General features: G+C 57.4%; 15 protein-coding genes and 1 pseudogene. 9 read left to right on the forward strand and 7 right to left on the reverse strand.

What is annotated here, in order from left to right; genetic code table 11:
* Positions 1–746 precede the first annotated feature (746 nt).
* The 5 genes and pseudogenes from H7698_RS32025 to H7698_RS30340 form a co-directional block, all read left to right on the forward strand.
* Positions 747–902: pseudogene (locus tag H7698_RS32025) on the forward strand (DUF6124 family protein); the annotation flags it as partial.
* A gap of 312 nt (positions 903–1,214) precedes the next feature.
* Entirely contained in the window at positions 1,215–2,570 is a 1,356-nt protein-coding gene (locus H7698_RS30325) for a DUF6861 domain-containing protein (protein ID WP_194693840.1), read from the forward strand.
* 10 nt (positions 2,571–2,580) lie between these two features.
* Complete coding sequence (locus H7698_RS30330) at positions 2,581–3,207, forward strand: GAD-like domain-containing protein (RefSeq protein WP_194693841.1); 627 nt, start codon at positions 2,581–2,583, stop codon at positions 3,205–3,207.
* A gap of 111 nt (positions 3,208–3,318) precedes the next feature.
* Entirely contained in the window at positions 3,319–3,936 is a 618-nt protein-coding gene (locus H7698_RS30335) for a GAD-like domain-containing protein (protein ID WP_194693842.1), read from the forward strand.
* A gap of 56 nt (positions 3,937–3,992) precedes the next feature.
* Positions 3,993–4,610, forward strand: coding sequence for a GAD-like domain-containing protein (locus H7698_RS30340; protein ID WP_194693843.1), 618 nt, complete (start codon positions 3,993–3,995; stop codon positions 4,608–4,610).
* Between the two features lie 53 nt (positions 4,611–4,663).
* Here H7698_RS30340 and H7698_RS30345 read toward each other — a convergent pair whose 3' ends face one another.
* Complete coding sequence (locus H7698_RS30345; RefSeq protein WP_194693844.1) at positions 4,664–5,869, reverse strand: MFS transporter; 1,206 nt, start codon at positions 5,867–5,869, stop codon at positions 4,664–4,666.
* A 112-nt stretch (positions 5,870–5,981) separates the two neighbouring features.
* Between H7698_RS30345 and H7698_RS30350 the strand changes: the two genes are divergently transcribed.
* Together H7698_RS30350 and H7698_RS31695 are read left to right on the forward strand one after the other, a co-directional pair.
* On the forward strand, positions 5,982–6,593 hold the full coding sequence (locus tag H7698_RS30350) for a TetR/AcrR family transcriptional regulator (RefSeq protein WP_194693845.1): 612 nt from the start codon (positions 5,982–5,984) through the stop codon (positions 6,591–6,593).
* A 91-nt stretch (positions 6,594–6,684) separates the two neighbouring features.
* Positions 6,685–6,813 (forward strand): hypothetical protein, encoded by a 129-nt coding sequence (locus H7698_RS31695; RefSeq protein ID WP_268932937.1) that lies wholly within the window; start codon positions 6,685–6,687, stop codon positions 6,811–6,813.
* Between the two features lie 66 nt (positions 6,814–6,879).
* On the opposite strand, the gene katG is transcribed toward H7698_RS31695, so the two are convergent.
* The 6 genes from katG to H7698_RS30380 all read right to left on the reverse strand — a co-directional run bounded on the left by katG (position 6,880) and on the right by H7698_RS30380 (position 14,385).
* Complete coding sequence (katG, locus tag H7698_RS30355; protein WP_194693846.1) at positions 6,880–9,138, reverse strand: catalase/peroxidase HPI; 2,259 nt, start codon at positions 9,136–9,138, stop codon at positions 6,880–6,882.
* A 438-nt stretch (positions 9,139–9,576) separates the two neighbouring features.
* On the reverse strand, positions 9,577–10,590 hold the full coding sequence (locus H7698_RS30360) for a proline racemase family protein (protein WP_194693847.1): 1,014 nt from the start codon (positions 10,588–10,590) through the stop codon (positions 9,577–9,579).
* Positions 10,591–10,628: 38 nt separating this feature from the next.
* Complete coding sequence (locus H7698_RS30365) at positions 10,629–11,417, reverse strand: ABC transporter permease (RefSeq protein WP_162441086.1); 789 nt, start codon at positions 11,415–11,417, stop codon at positions 10,629–10,631.
* On the reverse strand, positions 11,414–12,256 hold the full coding sequence (locus H7698_RS30370; RefSeq protein WP_194693848.1) for an ABC transporter permease: 843 nt from the start codon (positions 12,254–12,256) through the stop codon (positions 11,414–11,416). The genes H7698_RS30365 and H7698_RS30370 overlap by 4 nt, the downstream gene beginning before the upstream one ends.
* Entirely contained in the window at positions 12,253–13,320 is a 1,068-nt protein-coding gene (locus H7698_RS30375) for an ABC transporter ATP-binding protein (protein WP_194693849.1), read from the reverse strand. Before H7698_RS30375 ends, H7698_RS30370 begins: the two co-directional genes overlap by 4 nt.
* 15 nt (positions 13,321–13,335) lie before the next feature.
* Entirely contained in the window at positions 13,336–14,385 is a 1,050-nt protein-coding gene (locus H7698_RS30380) for an ABC transporter substrate-binding protein (RefSeq protein WP_194693850.1), read from the reverse strand.
* A 108-nt stretch (positions 14,386–14,493) separates the two neighbouring features.
* Between H7698_RS30380 and H7698_RS30385 the strand changes: the two genes are divergently transcribed.
* Entirely contained in the window at positions 14,494–15,546 is a 1,053-nt protein-coding gene (locus H7698_RS30385; protein WP_194693851.1) for a GlxA family transcriptional regulator, read from the forward strand.
* Between the two features lie 168 nt (positions 15,547–15,714).
* The gene (locus H7698_RS30390) at positions 15,715–16,842 is read left to right on the forward strand and encodes a GGDEF domain-containing protein (protein WP_194693852.1); all 1,128 of its coding nucleotides are present in this window, start codon (positions 15,715–15,717) and stop codon (positions 16,840–16,842) included.
* Positions 16,843–16,988 lie beyond the last annotated feature (146 nt).

Raw genomic sequence — 16,988 nt, forward strand, 5'->3', positions numbered from 1 at the left:
GGTCCTGCTCCGTGGGCCCGCCGCGATCGGCCATCCATGGCCGTGCGCGGCTAACCCGGCATCCATGCCGGGTTGCCCACTGCGCAGAACCTGCGCTCGGCCTTCCGATGGGGCAAGAAGATCAAAATCAAAAACAGATCAAAAGCCAAAGCGAGGCGGCCTGACAGCCGACCTGACTTTCGAAGCGCACGCGTTCACCTGTGGGAGCCGAGCTTGCTCGCGATGGCGGCCTAATAGTCGATTAGTATTCTCCTGATGTACCCGGATCAAACTGTGGGAACTGGCTTGCCTGCGATGACGGTCTGACAGTCGACCATTTTCTTCGGATGTACCCGGATCAAACTGTAGGAGCGAGCTTGCTCGCGATAGCGGTCTGATCGGCGGTGAGATTCTTGCCGGTGTACATATCCATTCCTGCGGTCACGGCGGCTATTGGTTTCGCCCTTACGGCGAGTCACTTGGAGGAGCGCCAAGTAACCAAACGCTCTTGCCCCTTTCGTCCGGTGCCTCGCCTGGGCTCGGCATACCCTCGCTCCGGTCCTGCTCCGTGGGCCCGCCGCGATCGGCCATCCATGGCCGTGCGCGGCTAACCCGGCATCCATGCCGGGTTGCCCACTGCGCAGAACCTGCGCTCGGCCTACCGAGGTGACAAGAAGATCAAGATCAAAATCAAAATCAAAATCAAAATCAAAATCAAAAGCCACAGCGAGGTGGCCTGACAACCGACCTGACTTTGCGGGCGTGCCCACGCCCGCGAAACACTTGCTTCGGCCAGTGTCATGGGCAGTGAGTTGGCCTTTATTCTCAGTGGCCCGAAATGCAATTTGGCATGGGGTATTCAAAAGATGATTTCGTTGGCAGAGTTGTCGGTCAATCGATTGTTGGATGAGCTTGAAACTTAGAAGCAGCCGAAGGTTTTAATTAAGCCTGGCGAGGACGAGCCCGTAGTCTCGAAGAGATCAGCGGGCTTTTTTGTGGGTGTTGGTTTTTTCAATGCTTTGAACGAGTAAGAAAATTCTGACGGAAAGTATAAAAATCAAAGTATGAAACTTCCTGTTTTGATAAACGGTGCCTGAAGTAATCCCGCGCTTTATTGTTTGAAAAAATCTGCCTGATTAGGGTGAAGCATTAGAAGTTTCAACGTAGTTTGATGCCCGGGTTTCTCCTCGGCCTCTCACTGCGTCAGCACTTCGTCCCTGTCAGGAAGACGCAGCATGGCGCTATGGAACATCGTGCCTACGTGGTTCGAAATAGAAGACCGCATGACCCATGACATGGGGTATCAGGGCGGGCACGGCCGCATTCATATCAATGACTATGCGGCCTCCATTAGTCTGAACATTCGGCGGATCCACAACATCAGGACGGCGTTCACGCGCGCGGAATGGGAGGTCGCCAGGTCCTTGAGGCAACGCTTCTCAGACCTCGACATCTCCAGCGTCCTCACCGAATTGATCAGCGTCGTTAGTCAAATGGCAATGATTGTTGCCGCCAGTGTGTTGGCTGGCGGAACCATTGGCGCGGGTGTAGGCGCTTTTGTCGGGGGTGTGGGCGCGATTCCGTCCGGTATGGCCGGCGTTGCAATGGGTTTGAAAGTCAGCACCTGGATACTGGGGGTGCTCGGCCTGGTTTCCGTTGCCGAGTTCTTCGTCGAAGGCTTGCCGCGCATTGGCGAGTACTACCTGGACGGCATCGACATCGCATGGAAAGGCACCCAAGGCGATGAGGGTCTACATCCCTTCAGTCGTGATGATCCTGCTGCCATCGACAGGGCCGCCCAGCACATCGCTCGAGGGCATGAAGAAGTCATCGTTCTGCTGTTGGGAGCCATCGTTGCCTACCTGACGCGAGCGCGGGGCAATGCCCAGGTACTTGCCAGCGAGATGCAAGCAAGCGCCAAAGGTGCACGGTTAGGGCAGTGGATGCTCAAGCATGAAGAGGCCCTGAAAAAACACCCGGACCTGCAACTGCCAAAACCACAACAAGGTGCGTTCGGCCCACGAGAAACGCCGCTAACAACACGTCGCCAGCCCGAGCATCCATCACCGAAAAAACCGTTGGGCATGCCCGAGCACAAGGTGCCATGCTTTAACGTGAGCAAGAAGCATGCGGAGAAGATTCCCGAGTTTGATCGGCAGCTGGCGGGCCAGGAAAAGGGGCTGAATGATCTGAGTGTGGATGAGTATTTGAGGGGGCGGGAGGCGTTTACGGCGAAGAATGTTGTGCGAGATCCGAAGGTTGCTGCGCAGGCACGGCAGAGGCTAGGTCGAAGCATTGAAAAGCAGATCCGTGAAAAACTAGACATGGACGGTGTGCTTCCTGAAAAAGCGATGCTCCTATCCAAACAAGTGGCAGCGAATAAAATGGCGACACTAGCCGCTTTGCATAATCCTGACCTGTTTGCGGGAGGAAAGGACGTTATTAGTGATTTCGGTGATCGGAAAATCAACGCAAGCATTGGTCCCCAGTGGCCAAGCCGAATTGGCGGACTGGATGCGGCCGCTGATAACGTGCCCAAGAGTCTTCGTAGTACCACAAATATGAATGCCAAATTAGAAAGATGTAAGTGAGGTGTACACAGTGGACGAAAACTACGCTTTTTTCATCAAACAGTTTGGTCCTCCGACAATTAGGCAGGACGTTCCGGAATCGAGTATTGCCTTTTTCCAGGATAAGCTTCCCGAACAGATGATTGAGTATTGGAGGCAGTATGGTTGGTGCGGTTATATGAACGGCCTTTTTTGGACGGTTAACCCACAGGACTATGAGGCGGTACTGTCTAATTGGCTCAATGACACTAAGTTTAGTTGCGAAGATACCTATCATGTCATTGCCCGTGGCGCGTTCGGTGAGTTGTATGTGTGGGGCGAACAGGGTGGTTACAGCATGACAATCACCGCTAGCATGGCGCGTTATTACACCGCTGAATCGATATTAAGCGGCAGCGAGCTTAATCGCGGAGTTCGCGTGTTTTTTTCATCTCTGGAACCCGAAGAAAACGATGTGGATGGTTTGTTTCAATCTGCTTTGGAGTCGCTAGGGGAATTGAGCTTTAATGAAATGTATGGTTTCGTGCCGGCCCTACCTCTAGGTGGGTCAATAACATTAAAAAATCTGCAAATAGTAAAAGCTGTTGAGCATTTAGAGTTTTTATCCCAAATTGTGCCGCTTGCAGATTGGGGCTTTCCAGATATATCGACACACTAAAGATTGTATGAGTATCTTATTAGTTTATGGGGAATAGCGTGTAAGAGGTCATTCATGCGTTGACTAAAATTAAGTATATTGCATAGGATGATGCAAGTCAGGAGATGAAATTTGGACGAGGATTTTGCTTTCTTCATAAAGAATTTTGGCCCCGGAGCTCATCGGCTGGAAGTGCCGGAGTTGAGTATTGCTCGATATAAAAACAAGCTTCCGGATCAACTTATTTCCTATTGGAAGGATCAAGGTTGGTGCGGATATGGGAACGGGATTTTTTGGACAGTCAACCCGGAGCGCTACGAGGGAGTATTGACTCAGTGGATATTGGACTCAGGGCTGAATTTTGAGGATGATCTTCATGTCATCGCCCGCAGTGCATTTGGTGGGCTTTATGTGTGGGGAGAGCGGGGCGGGTATTGCCTTACCATTTCCTCTTATCTAGGTCGCTATTCTCGTCGCACCTCCAGATTTACGGCTGAGAATGTTGATTTCGGGGTTCGAGTGTTTTTTTCTTCCATGGATCCAAAATACAACGACGTCGTCGATTTATTTGCACCTGCCATGGAGAAACTCGGCATTCTTAATTCGGACGAAATATATGGTTTTGTCCCCGCGCTGGCGCTTGGTGGATCGATGGATCTGAAGTACTTGCAAAAGGTAAAAATTATTGAGCACCTGGAATTTATTTCCCAGCTTTCACCACTAACCGATTGGGGGTTTCCGAAAATTTGATACATGTCGTCTGATTGTCAGAAAACCTCTCTAAAAGTTAAAGCAATGAAATTTTTGTGGATGAGTTTTTTGCTTGCTTTCTTGAGGAATTTGCTCCTGAAATAGGGCGCCAGAAAGCTCCTGATTCAAGCATGGTCCTGTACAGACGCAGGCTACCTGAGCAATTACTTCAGTATTGGAATGAGCATGGCTGGAGTGGCTATGCCAATGGGCTGTTTTGGACTGTAAATCCGCAAGAGTATGAGGCGGTGCTAGGTCATTGGTTGACCGATACTGAATTTAACGGTCTAGAAAATTACCACGTCATTGCCCGCAGCGCGTTTGGTGTACTTTACGTGTGGGGAGAGAAAAGCGGGTATTGCCTGACTATCTCATGCCCGATGGCACGCTACTCCTCACGCGTCTCGAGGTTTACAGGGTTAAAAATGGATTTTGGGGTCAAAGCGTTTTTCTCTGGTATGAATGCTGGCTCCAATGATTTTGCAGATATGTTCGAAGCGGCGGTTGAGAAACTCGGGAGACTTAAGTCAGATGAGATGTATGGATTCGTCCCAGCCCTGGCTCTCGGTGGTCCGATAGAGTTCAATAATCTACAGAAAGTAAAAACTATCGAGCACCTGGAGTTTCTGTCTCAACTGACACCGCTAACCGACTGGGGCTTTCCGGATTATTAAACAATTCACAGATAATCGAGAAACCCCGAAAAAGCCCCTTAAAACACCTCCAATCAATGCCCGGCAATCACCAAACCACTGTCCCTGTCACCCTTCGGAAAACCATGCCCCCGCGCATTGAACGCGATGCAAAAACTGATCACCACCAGCGCCAGCAACACCCAAGGAAAGGCACTCACACCCAGTTGGTCGAGCATCACCCCACCCAATAATCCACCCACCGCAATCGCGCTGTTCCAGACCACCACATTCATGGAAAGCGCCACGTCCGCTCCCTTTCCCGCAGAGTCAGCCAGCGCGGTCTGGAGCAATGTTCCGGCGCCACCGAAGGTCAGCCCCCAGACGAAGACGCCGAACAGCATCGCGATGGCAGAGTGGGAGAACACGCCGAACAGGACAGAAACGGCGGCAAAAGTCGCCAGGCTGGCCAGCACTGCAGTGCGCAGATGCCGATCCACCAGCCGGCTGGTGATCCAGATACTTGCGAGCGCAGCGATACCGAAAACCAGTAGCACCACGTCGACACTCCGGCCCAATCCTGCGGATGAGAGGAAGGGGGCGATGTAGGTGTAGAGAATGTTGTGCGCGAGCATCCAGGTCACGACAACGCCGAGTACCGAGCGCACGCCCGGGGTGTAGAGCACCTGGCGCAGCGGCATGCGTTGTGACGAGGTCTGGCCCTGGTAGTCGGGGACTTTGATCAGCACCCACACGATCAGCCCAAGGGTTAATCCTGACATGAGCGCGAACGCCATTCGCCATCCCATCAGTCCGCCCAGCCACGTGCCTAATGGCACGCCCAACGATAGCGCTATCGGGGTGCCCACCATGGCCACCGCCAAGGCGCGGCCCTGCAGGCGAGGGACAACCATGCGCCGTGCATAGCCCGCCAACAGGCTCCAGGCCAGGCCGGCAGAGGCGCCGGCGAAGAAGCGGGCAACGAGTGTCAGCAGGTAGTCCGAGGACAGCGCCGTCAGGGTGTTGAACACCAGAAAGCCAAGAATCGTCGACAGCAGCACTGTGCGGCGCCGCCAGCCTTGCGTGGCGATCGTCAACGGAATAGCGGCCAGCAACGATCCCAGTGCGTAGACCGTCACCATTTGCCCGGCCAGTGGCTGTGAAACATTCAACCCCGTGCCGATTTCCGGTAACAGGCCGGCTGGCAAGGTTTCAGTCACGATGCAGATAAATCCGGTCATGGCCAATGCCAGTAATGCGCCTAGCGGGAGTCGCTCGGCTTGCTGCTCATCAATCGCCATTTCATGCTCCAGGTGACTTATATATCGATCGATATAAATCTAGGGAGGTGGGCCCTCGTTGTCAACGACTTATGTATCGATTAGTATCGAACTCATGTGAACGGAGGATCGTATGGCACAGATGGGAAGACCGCGCACCTTCGACCGTGACGCGGCAATTGATCAGGCAATGAATCTGTTTTGGGAGCACGGCTACGATTCCACGTCGCTCAATCAGCTCAAAGCCACCATCGGCGGCGGCATTTCCGCACCGAGCTTTTATGCCGCATTTGGCTCAAAGGAAGCGCTGTTCAAAGAGGTCATGGCGCGGTATCTGAGCACGCATGGCCGCGTCACGGACAGTCTGTTCGATGACACGCTGGCGCCCAGGGATGCCATCGAACTGACCCTGCGCCGCTCCGCCAGAATGCAGACCGATGTCGATCACCCCACAGGCTGTCTGGTCTCATTAGGCTGGATGAGCGCGTGCTCGGAAGAGAGCAAAGCCATCTCGCAGCCACTCGCCCAGACAAGGGCTTTGAATCGGGCGGGAATCGTCAAATGCATCGAACGCGGCGTTGCCGAGGGGCAGTTGCGAGCGACTGTCGACGTTGAGGCCCTGGCTACGATGTTCGACAGTTTTCTGTCGGGGCTTTCCACACTCGCCAGAGATGGCGTTTCACATGCCGCACTGGACGCCGCAGTGACGCAGGTGATGACCGTTTGGGATGCATCAGCGAAGTAATCGTTTCACATGACAGATGTTCATCCTGAGCTCTGGCGCAGGTGCTCTGATCTGTATTTTTCATCGCTATCTGCCTCTGTAATGCACACAGATGCCCGCTCACAATAAGGGCACTTTCCGCGAGCAGGAGGCCCCGATGGGCAAGATGGCGATTTTCCTTGGTGGTTTTCTCGTATTGACCGTGTTGATCGGTGCGCTGGCGACGATTTCTCCCGTCTGATCATTGTCCGTAAAAAACAAAACGCCTCCATTCAAGGAGGCGTTTTGCGTTTTCAGGACTGCAGCCTCACTTCAGATCAAAGCGATCCAGATTCATCACCTTCGTCCACACCGCCACAAAGTCCTTCACGAACTGCTCCTTCGCATCGCTGCTGGCATACACCTCGGCAATCGCGCGCAACTGCGCATTCGATCCAAACACCAGATCGACACGGGTGCCGGTCCATTTCACCGCGCCCGTCTTGCGGTCACGTCCCTCGAACTCTTGCGCATCATCGGAGACGGGTTTCCATTCCACGCTCATGTCCAGCAGGTTGGTGAAGAAGTCGTTGGTCAGCGCTTCCGGCTGCTGGGTAAACACGCCATGTCTGGTTTGGCCGACGTTGGTGTTCAGCACGCGCAGACCGCCAATGAGCGCGGTCATTTCCGGTGCGGTGAGGGTCAGCAGTTGCGCCTTGTCGATCAGCAATGCTTCGGCTGGAACGCTGTAGCGGGTTTTGAGGAAATTGCGGAAGCCATCGGCGTTGGGTTCGAGGAACGCGAACGACTCGACGTCGGTCTGTTCCTGAGTCGCGTCCATCCTGCCTGGCGTGAACGGTACCGTGATGTTGACTCCCGCGTTTTTGGCGGCCTGTTCGATACCGGCGCTACCGGCCAGGACGATCAGGTCTGCGAGGGAGACTTTCTTGCCGCCGTTGCTGAAGTCACGCTGAATCCCTTCCAGTTTTGCCAGCACGCTCCCCAATTGTTCCGGCTGGTTGGCCTGCCAGGATTTCTGTGGTTCCAGGCGCAAGCGTCCACCGTTGGCGCCGCCGCGTTTGTCGGAGCCGCGGAAGGTCGAGGCGGCCGCCCATGCTGTCGACACAAGTTGCGAAACCGACAGACCGCTGGCTTGCAGTTTGCCCTTGAGCGCGGCGATGTCGCTGTCGTTGATCAGCTCATGGTCGACGTCAGGAATGGGGTCTTGCCACAGCAGTTCTTCGCCGGGCATTTCCGGGCCTAGGTAGCGCGAGAGCGGGCCCATGTCGCGGTGGATGAGTTTGTACCAGGCGCGGGCGAAGGCGTCGGCCAGTTGATCGGGATTGGCCAGGAAGCGCCGGGAGATCGGTTCGTAGATCGGGTCGAAGCGCAGCGCCAGGTCCGAGGTCAGCATGGTTGGGTTGCGGCGCTTGGAAGGGTCGTGGGCATCAGGAATGATGCCGGCGCCGGCGCCGTTTTTCGGGGTCCACTGGTGTGCGCCCGCCGGGCTTTTGGTCAGCTCCCATTCGAAGCCGAACAGGTTTTCCAGGTAGTTGTTGCTCCACTTGGTGGGCGTGGTGGTCCAGGTCACTTCCAGGCCGCTGGTGATGGTGTCCGGGCCTTTGCCGGTGCCGAAGCTGTTTTTCCAGCCGAAGCCTTGCTCTTCAAGACCGGCGGCTTCGGGTTCCGCCCCGACATTGTCCGCAGGGCCGGCGCCGTGCGTCTTGCCGAAGGCATGGCCGCCGGCGATCAGGGCCACGGTTTCCTCGTCATTCATGGCCATGCGGCCAAAGGTTTCGCGGATATCCAGGGCCGATTTGACCGGGTCCGGTTCGCCTTCCGGGCCTTCCGGGTTGACGTAGATCAGGCCCATTTGCACGGCGGCGAGGGGTTTTTCCAGATGGCGGCCAGGTTCGACCCGGCTGTCTTCGTTTTCTCCAGGTTCGGCCACGAGCGGGCCTTCACCGGGTTCCTGCATGGGTTCCTTATGGCCCTGATCGTAGCGGGTGTCGCCCGCCAGCCATTTGTTTTCCGAGCCCCAGTAGACGTCCTCATCCGGCTCCCAGACGTCTGGACGGCCACCGGAAAAACCGAAAGTCTTGAAGTCCATGGATTCCAGCGCGACGTTACCGGTGAGAACGATCAGGTCGGCCCAGGAAATTTTACGACCGTACTTCTGCTTGATCGGCCAGAGCAGCCGGCGCGCCTTGTCCAGGCTGACGTTGTCCGGCCAGCTGTTGAGCGGGGCGAAACGTTGCTGACCCGAGCCTGCGCCGCCACGTCCGTCGGCGGTGCGGTAGGTGCCGGCGCTGTGCCAGGCCATGCGAATGAACAGCGGCCCGTAGTGCCCGAAGTCTGCCGGCCACCAGTCTTGTGAGTCGGTCATCAGCGCGCGCAGGTCTTGCTTGAGCGCCTGAAAATCCAGAGTTTTGAATGCTTCGGCGTAATTGAAACCTTCGTCCAGAGGATCAGAGAGGGACGAATGCTGGTGCAGTATTTTCAGATTCAGTTGATTCGGCCACCAATCGCGGTTCGTCGTGCCACCGCCAGCGGCGTGGTTGAACGGGCATTTCGATTCATTTGCCATGTGTGAGCTACCTTTGGGTCGTGATCTTGCGGGCTATCCGCGCCTTGTGGACACGGGCAAGCGACGAGCGAAATCGATGACACAGGCTGCTGGGCCAGCAGTTCAATCAACTGGGTGATGTGACCGCGCGGGAATGAAAAACAGCGGCAATCGGGTCGCCAGCGCGGAGGCCCACGGCAGGCTTAGTCATGTTTCAGACTCATTCCTGTCTCCTTATCAGCACTACTGCGGCCGGCTTATGGCGCCAGCGCAGGACTAAGGTTAGACCCGACTCGGGAAGTCAGCTAATAGGTGCAGTGTTGGGGGGTGATAGGCAAAGTCTTTCAAGCGCCGGTGCTGATATTGCGCCTGCTGCGCAGCCGGACGCAGGCTGCGCCAGCTGCTACAGGTTTTCGTCAGGGCTGATGCTCGACGCAGGGCGCCGGGCATCCTTGGACGTCAGTTCACAACGAAGCCTGCACCGACCGGGTCGTTACGCTCGATGACCCAGCGTGACGTCCCCAGGATACTGGCGGTGCCTTTCACCGTAGGGCGTACCGCGCGCGTGCCGTTGAGGTCCACTTCACCGAGCAGGCAACCTTCGAAAGTGCCACTGCCCAGCAAACCTTCGGACAGGATAGGCTGGTTAAGGCCGAGTTTTCCCCGAGCCTCGAACATCGCCATCATCGCGCTGGTGCCGGTGCCCCCGGGAGATCGATCGAGCTGGCCGGCGCTGAACACGTGGACGTTCTTGTAGAACGCACCGTCGATGGTCGCCGGGTGCCAGAACGTAATGAAATTGAGGTCGTTGATGTGGGCCTCGGTCGGGTGCTGGATCTTCAGCTGTTTCTGGATCTGGTCCCGTGCCAGCAACCCAAGGCGTGAAAGTTCGCTGCCATTCTCGGGGCTGATACGCAGGTCGCAATTGGTCAGGTCGACAATACCGAAATAGTTGCCGCCCCAGACCAGGTCGGCCTTCAGGTCGCCGTAGCCCGGCAGGTGCACGGGAATGTCCTGGGCCGCGACATAAGCCGGCACGTTTTCGAAACGGGTCCAGAGCACGTTCTCGCCTTCGGAAGCCACTTCAGCGACAACCAGTCCCGCCGTGGTCTCGAAGCGGATTTTGGTGATGCCATCAGCGCCGCGCGGCACCAGGCCCAGGGCAACCATCGCCATGCTCACGGCAATCGTGCCGTGGCCACACATGTGCGAATACACACTGCCGTCCATGTAGATCAGGCCCGCGTCGTACTCACTGCTGGAAGGCGGGGTGAGGAAGACCCCGAACATGTCCTTGTGGCCGCGTGGTTCCTGCATCAGCGCTTTGCGCAACCAGTCGTAGTTCTGTTCCAGAAAGGTACGCTTGGCCAGAATGCTGGAACCGGCGGGGTAGGGAATACCGCTGTGCACGATGCACAGTGGTTCACCTTCGGTATGGGTATAGATCACATCGAACGTGTCTTGCATACGCATGACTGAACTCCTGGCTTTCGGGGTGTAGGTGTGGGGGGTTATTTGCGTTCTGACAAAAGGTCGAGACCAATGCACAGATCGAGAATGATCACGGCGATGACCACCACGACAATGGTCGCGCCGGAGGCGGCGGCGATCGTTGGGTCGACGGTGTACTGCACGTAGTTGAAAAGCTTCACCGGTATGGTGTTGAGGTCCGGGGTCGTGTTGAAGATCGACAGCTCGACGTTGATCCATGACGAGATGAAGGCAAAGATTGAACCGGTGACAATCCCCGGCCTGATCTGCGGCAGCACCACATGAAAGAAGGTGGCCCACGGTGTTCCGCCCAGATCGCTCGACGCTTCCTCCAGCGCACGCTGCTCCGGGGTCAGCATCGACAGCACCGAGCGCAATACAAACGGCGAGATGATGATCGTGTGGCCGATCAGCAGTGCGAGAAAACTGCGGGTCAATCCGAAGTAGCCACCGAACTGCAACAGCGCCGCGCCCAGCACGATGTGCGGAAACACCAGCGGTGAAGTCAGGGCGGCCAAAATCGCGTTCTTGCCCGCAAATTCATAACGCGCTATCGCCAGCGCGGCCGGCACGCTGAGCAATACGGCGACGAAGGTCGCGACCAGCGCCAGGACCGTGCTGGTGGCAAACGAGGCCACGTAGCTGGGGTCACTGAGCATTTTGCCGTACCAGTCCAGGGTCCAGCCTTGAGGCGGGAACGCCAGGAATGACGTGGCGGTGAACGAGACGCCCATGATCACCACCAGGGGCAGCAGCATGTAGCCGAGCACGGCCCAGGCGATCAGGCGAACCAGCATGCGAGTGATCATGAGTTGCTCCCTCTGATGCTGCCGACGCGTCCGGCCAGTCCGACCATGACCAGGGTAAAGATCAGCAGGACGACGCTCAGTGCGCCACCGTAGTTGAAGTCGAAGACCGAGCTGTACTGCTGGAAAATCAGCATCGAGAGCACGGAGATTCTTCCGCCCGACAGAAGCGCCGGCGTCACGTAGGCACTGGCCGCGAGGGTGAACACCATGATCGAACCGGAAATGATGCCGGGCATGGTCAGCGGCAGGATCACATGGAACAAGGTCGCGCGGGGGCTGGCACCGAGGTCGTCGGAGGCTTGCTCATAGGCCGGGTCGACCTGGGCCAGTGCGTTGCCGGCTGCCAGTACGATGAACGGCAGCAGGATGTACACCATGCCGATCAGGATGCCGAGCTCGGTGCCCAGAAAGCGCACCGGCGTATCGATCAGGCCGGTATCCAGCAAGCTCTGATTCACCAGGCCTTTGCGTCCCAGCAGGACCATCCAGCCGAATGAGCGCACGATGTTACTGGTGAACATTGGCACCACCAGCAGGATCACACACGCTCGACGCCAGGCACGCCATTTCACGATACGCACCAGGTACCAGGCCAGCGGATAGCCAAGCACCAACGACACCAAAGTGGTCAGCGCGGCGATGCGGAAGGTCACCAGAATCACATCCCAGTGGTACTGATCGCCCAGCACGCGAATGTAGTGATCCAGCGTGAAGGCCTGGTCAGCGCCCTTGGTCAGACTGGCGAAAATCACCACTGCAAACGGTGCGAGAAAGAACGCGGTAAAAAAGGCCAGTGCCGCAAAGAGCATCAGCAGCGGGGCGAGCGTCTTGCGTTTCATGACGACTCCCCGATCAAGTGCAGATGAGCAGGGTTGAAGCCCAGGCGCACGGCGCTGCCGGTGATCATGTCCGCCCGCGGAAAGCCCATGGTGCGTGCCACGATTGGTTGCCCGTCAATCAAGGTGTGGATCAGCGTGTGGCTGCCGACCGTGACGATGTCGCTCACGGTGCCCTGGATTTCGCAGCCGTTGGCGGTCTCTGGGGTTGCGGCATCCAGCACCTGCAGATGCTCGGGACGCAGGACGGCCACCCCTTGCCGGGCGATGTTCCTGGTATCGCGAGGCAGTGGTTTAGCGCGGATGTTCAGGCGTATCTCATCGGCGCCAGTGGTCTGGTAGTCGATCAGGTTGGCCTCGCCAATGAAGTCCGCCACAAAGCGCGAAGCGGGTGCGCTGTAGATGTCGCTGCTGGAACCGGTCTGTTCGATGCGGCCAGCGTTCATCACCACAATCCGGTCGGCGATGGTCATCGCTTCTTCCTGATCGTGGGTCACGAAAATGAACGCGATGCCGAGTTTCGCCTGCAGATGCTTGAGCTCCAGCTGCATGCGCTTGCGCAGCTTCATGTCCAGCGCCGAGAGCGGCTCGTCGAGCAACAGCAACTTGGGTTTGTTGACGATGGCCCGTGCCAGTGCCACGCGTTGTTGCTGGCCGCCCGACATGCCGCGAGGGTAGCGATCGCTGAGCGCTTCCAGACCCACCATTGCCAGTGCTTCGCGAGCACGGTCACGGGCTTCGGTGCGATTGACACCTTGGCGTCGCGGACCGTATGCGACGTTTTCCAGCACGGTCATGTGCGGAAACAGGGCGTAGTTCTGAAACACGGTATTCAGCGGACGACGGTAGGGCGGCAGACGACTGACGTCCTGGCCATCGATCGCGATGGTCCCGGAGTCGGGCTGCATGAAGCCGGCGATCGAGCGCAGCAAAGTGGTTTTGCCGCAGCCGCTGGGGCCGAGCAGCACGATAAATTCGCCCTGCTCGATGTCCAGGTTGATCGTGTCCAATGCCTGGTAGGAACCAAAGTTTTTGCAGACGCTGTCGATGCTCAATAAAACTGACATTGCAGACCTCTTGAGCTATTTGGCGGTGACTTTGCGGTTCCAGTCATTGGTGGCACTCGCGCGCTGCGCGTTGATCTGGGCCCAATCAAACAGGCGCAGATCGCTGATCGATCCACCGGCGCCCCATGGCAACTTGCGAGCAACGTCTTCAGAGACTTCCACGCCTTTCACCGCTGGCCCCAGATAGAGTTTGCCGGCCAGGCACGACGCTGCTTCCTGGGTCAGCGCGGTGTTGATGAATTGCTCGGCGGCCTTGCTGTTGCGTGCGCCTTTGATCAGGTGCAAGCGCGCATCGGTTGCCCATACGCCTTCCTTGGGAATCGAGAAACCGATGGGGGCGCCCTTGTCGATCAAGTCCCAGGCGCCGACGTTGAAATGCGCACCGATGATGGCTTCACCACTTTGGAAGGCGTTGGTGGCGGCACCCGAACTGTCGAAGAACAGTGCGGTGTCCAGTGCGCCAAGCTTGCTGTACAGCGGCGCCAGATCGGACCGGTCAATACCCCAGACGTCAGCCATGAAGAATACGAACGGCACCCCGGAGGAGTTGGCCGGCGAGGGCAGGGCGATTGCACCGGCGTATTCGGGCTTCCACAGGTCCTTCCAGCTGGTCGGCGCTTCTTTTATGTCCTTGGTGTTATAGGTCAGGCCAAGGGAGTAGAAACCGCTGCTGACGGCGAAGGTGTGGCCGGCTTCGGAGTAAACGCCTTTATCGACAACGTTTTTCAGGTTGGGAATGGCGGCAGGGTCGAGGTCGGCGAGTACACCGGCCGCATAGGCGAGTTCGCTGATTCCGCCATCCATCCAGGCCACGTCAATCGTAGGGCTGGACTTTTGCTGCTGGAGTTTCGCCAGGGTCGTGGTTGAGGTACCGACTTCCGCCGCAACGGCGATCCCGGTGGCTTTCGTGAAAGGTTCTGCAACACAATTGAGGAAAGCATCCCCCCAGTTGCCGCCGTACAACGCGACCGTCAGCTTCTGCTGATCGGCCATGGCGCTTTGCGAGGAGATGCAGCCCGCCAGTGATAGCGCGACTGTGATTTTGTTCAGCGTTTTTATTCTCATCTCATGTCCTCTGGGGCGTAGTTGTACTGTTTCCCCTTGTCTGCATCTTGCTCGTAACGTCGATACGAGCGCTTGCACTCGGGGGTCTTAAAGTTGAATAGTTGGGTCATGCCCAAAATGACTCAGAATCATCAGGAATTCCACGCCGCGCCCGGGACCCTTCCCGAGCCAAACGCGCGCCCGCAGTTGTCGGTGGGGCTGGTCCTGCTGGATCAGTTCACGCTGGCGGCATTTTCGGGGTTCGTGGATGTGCTGCGGTTGTCCGCCGATGTCGGCGGCGCCAGTCGGCAGATCCATACCGCGTGGCGGGTGATGAGTGTCGACGGCTTGCCGCGCACTTCCAGCGCCGGCATCACACTGGAAGTTGCCGGTGGCCTGGCTGAGGACCTGGAGCAGTTCGATTACGTGGCCATTTGTGGCGGCAACGATTACCCCAACACGCACTTGCCCGTTCAGTTGCGTGACTGGTTGCAGCGCGCAGCGAACAGCCGTACCCGCTTGTTGGGCATTTGCACGGGCACCTTCGCGCTGGCACAAGCGGGTGTGGTGGGCAATCGGTCCGTGTGCGTGCACTGGAATGTGCTGGATGCGTTTCGTGCGAGGTTTGCGAAGACGCCTGCAGCCGTCGATCATCTGTTCATCGACGAGGGGGATTTGATTACCTGCGCGGGATCAACGGCGGCGATTGACCTGGGGTTGTACCTGGTCGCCAGGCACTGCGGGCGCGAAAAGGCGCAGCAGGCCGTGCGGCATATGATGCTGCAGGGCATCCGCCAGGGACGGCAGCCACAGGCGCACTTCTATGCAAACCTTGCGGACATCAAGGACGAACGTGTCCGTCAGGCAGCGCACTACATTGAACAACGCATGGACAGCCTGCCGACGCTGGATGCCATTGCACGATATGTAGGCCTGGGCCGGCGCCAGCTAACCCGCGCGTTTCAACAATCCCTGGGCATTTCACCCATGGAGTTCCAGCGTTCGCTACGCGTGGAATACGGCAGCTGGTTGCTGGTAAACAGTCACAGCAGCATCACGCAAATTGCCATGGATTGCGGATTCGCCGATGGCGCGCACTTCTCGCGGGAGTTTCGAAACCGCTTCGGCGTGTCTCCGCGTCAGTTTCAGCGCCAGGAGCGATCAGCCCTGCATGAGCAGTAGCTGGAGCAGCTGATTGAAGACGTTGTTCGGACATGGGTTTCACTCGTCAATGCAGCAGCTAAGCTTGCGGTGAGATAGCGTTTGCAAATGGGTGTGATTCTTGTGTTTGCGTTAGTGGCGAGATGCCACAATGGCGGTTCTTCACAGCATCTTGATCAGGCGGATCATATGGATGGCCTTGGGCTTCGATACGACCAGGAAAGCTATATAGCGCGGCAGGTACGCGCTGACCGGTTGCACCAGTTGTTCCACCAATCCGTTTCGGCAGTGTTCGGCAGTTACCTGGCGGCGATCATGCTGTGCTGGTTGTGCTGGGACAGCTTTGATCACAGCGTGGTTTATGGGTGGATCGCGATTCTGTCGGTCTCGTCATTGCTACGGCTTGCCATGTTCATCGCCTATTTTCGCAGCCCCGACTTAGAGCGGACCCCGCAACGCTGGGAACGCACGTACTGGATCACGCTGGTGCTGTCTGCCGGTATCTGGGGTGTCGGAGCCCTGGCGGTGATACCGGCCGATAATCTGTTGTCCCAGGCGCTGGTGATGCTGTTCGCGGTCGGGATGTCGGTGAGCGCGGTGTCCTGCTACTCGTCCTATAGCCACATGACGCTGGCGTCGATTGCGCTGGTGTTGCTGCCGTGCACTTCCTGGCTGCTGTTTCAATCGTCAACGATTCAGGTCGGCATGGCGCTGGCGGTTCTGGTATTCGCCTCGTTCGTCGCGGGTGCGACGCGCAAGCTATCCGAAGCACTGGAAACGGCGTTTCGCCTGACCCGTGAGATGGAGCAGGCGCACAACATTTCCACCCGCGCGGCACAGACTGACGAGCTCACCGGGCTAAAAAATCGCCGGGCCTTTTTCGAGCATGCCCAGCGGCTGTACAACCATTGCAAAAGCCATCGGTTACCGCTGTGTGTGGTGATGCTGGATATGGACCATTTCAAGCATATCAACGACACCTACGGGCATCAGGTCGGGGATCAGGTGTTGCGGCAAATGGGGGTGGTGATCAGCAAGTCTTTTCGGGCGACTGATGTGTATGGGCGCCTGGGAGGCGAGGAGTTTGCCGTGCTGCTTCCGGATACGTCCATTGAGGTTGCCCTGGATATCGCCGAGCAGGTGACCCGTTCGATTGCGGGGTCGATGACCGGGCCTGTTCACTGCATCACGGCCAGCCTGGGTGTGGCGTCGATGGAGGCTGGCGATCATGATTTGCACAGTGTGATGAATAACGCGGATAAGGCGCTGTACCGGGCGAAGGCGCGTGGGCGGAATCAGGTGGCGGTGTCTGAGTGAGGGCTGCAGGCATTTGGTGTGCTCGCGATGGTGGCCTGGCAGTTGCCTCTTTCTGGCGGGTGTACCCAGATCAAATTGTAGGAGTGAGCCTGCTCGCGATAGCGTCCTTACAGCCAATCCATATCCTCCTGATGTACCCGGATTAA

This window comes from Pseudomonas sp. p50(2008) (assembly GCF_015351605.1).
Classification (GTDB): Bacteria; Pseudomonadota; Gammaproteobacteria; order Pseudomonadales; family Pseudomonadaceae; genus Aquipseudomonas.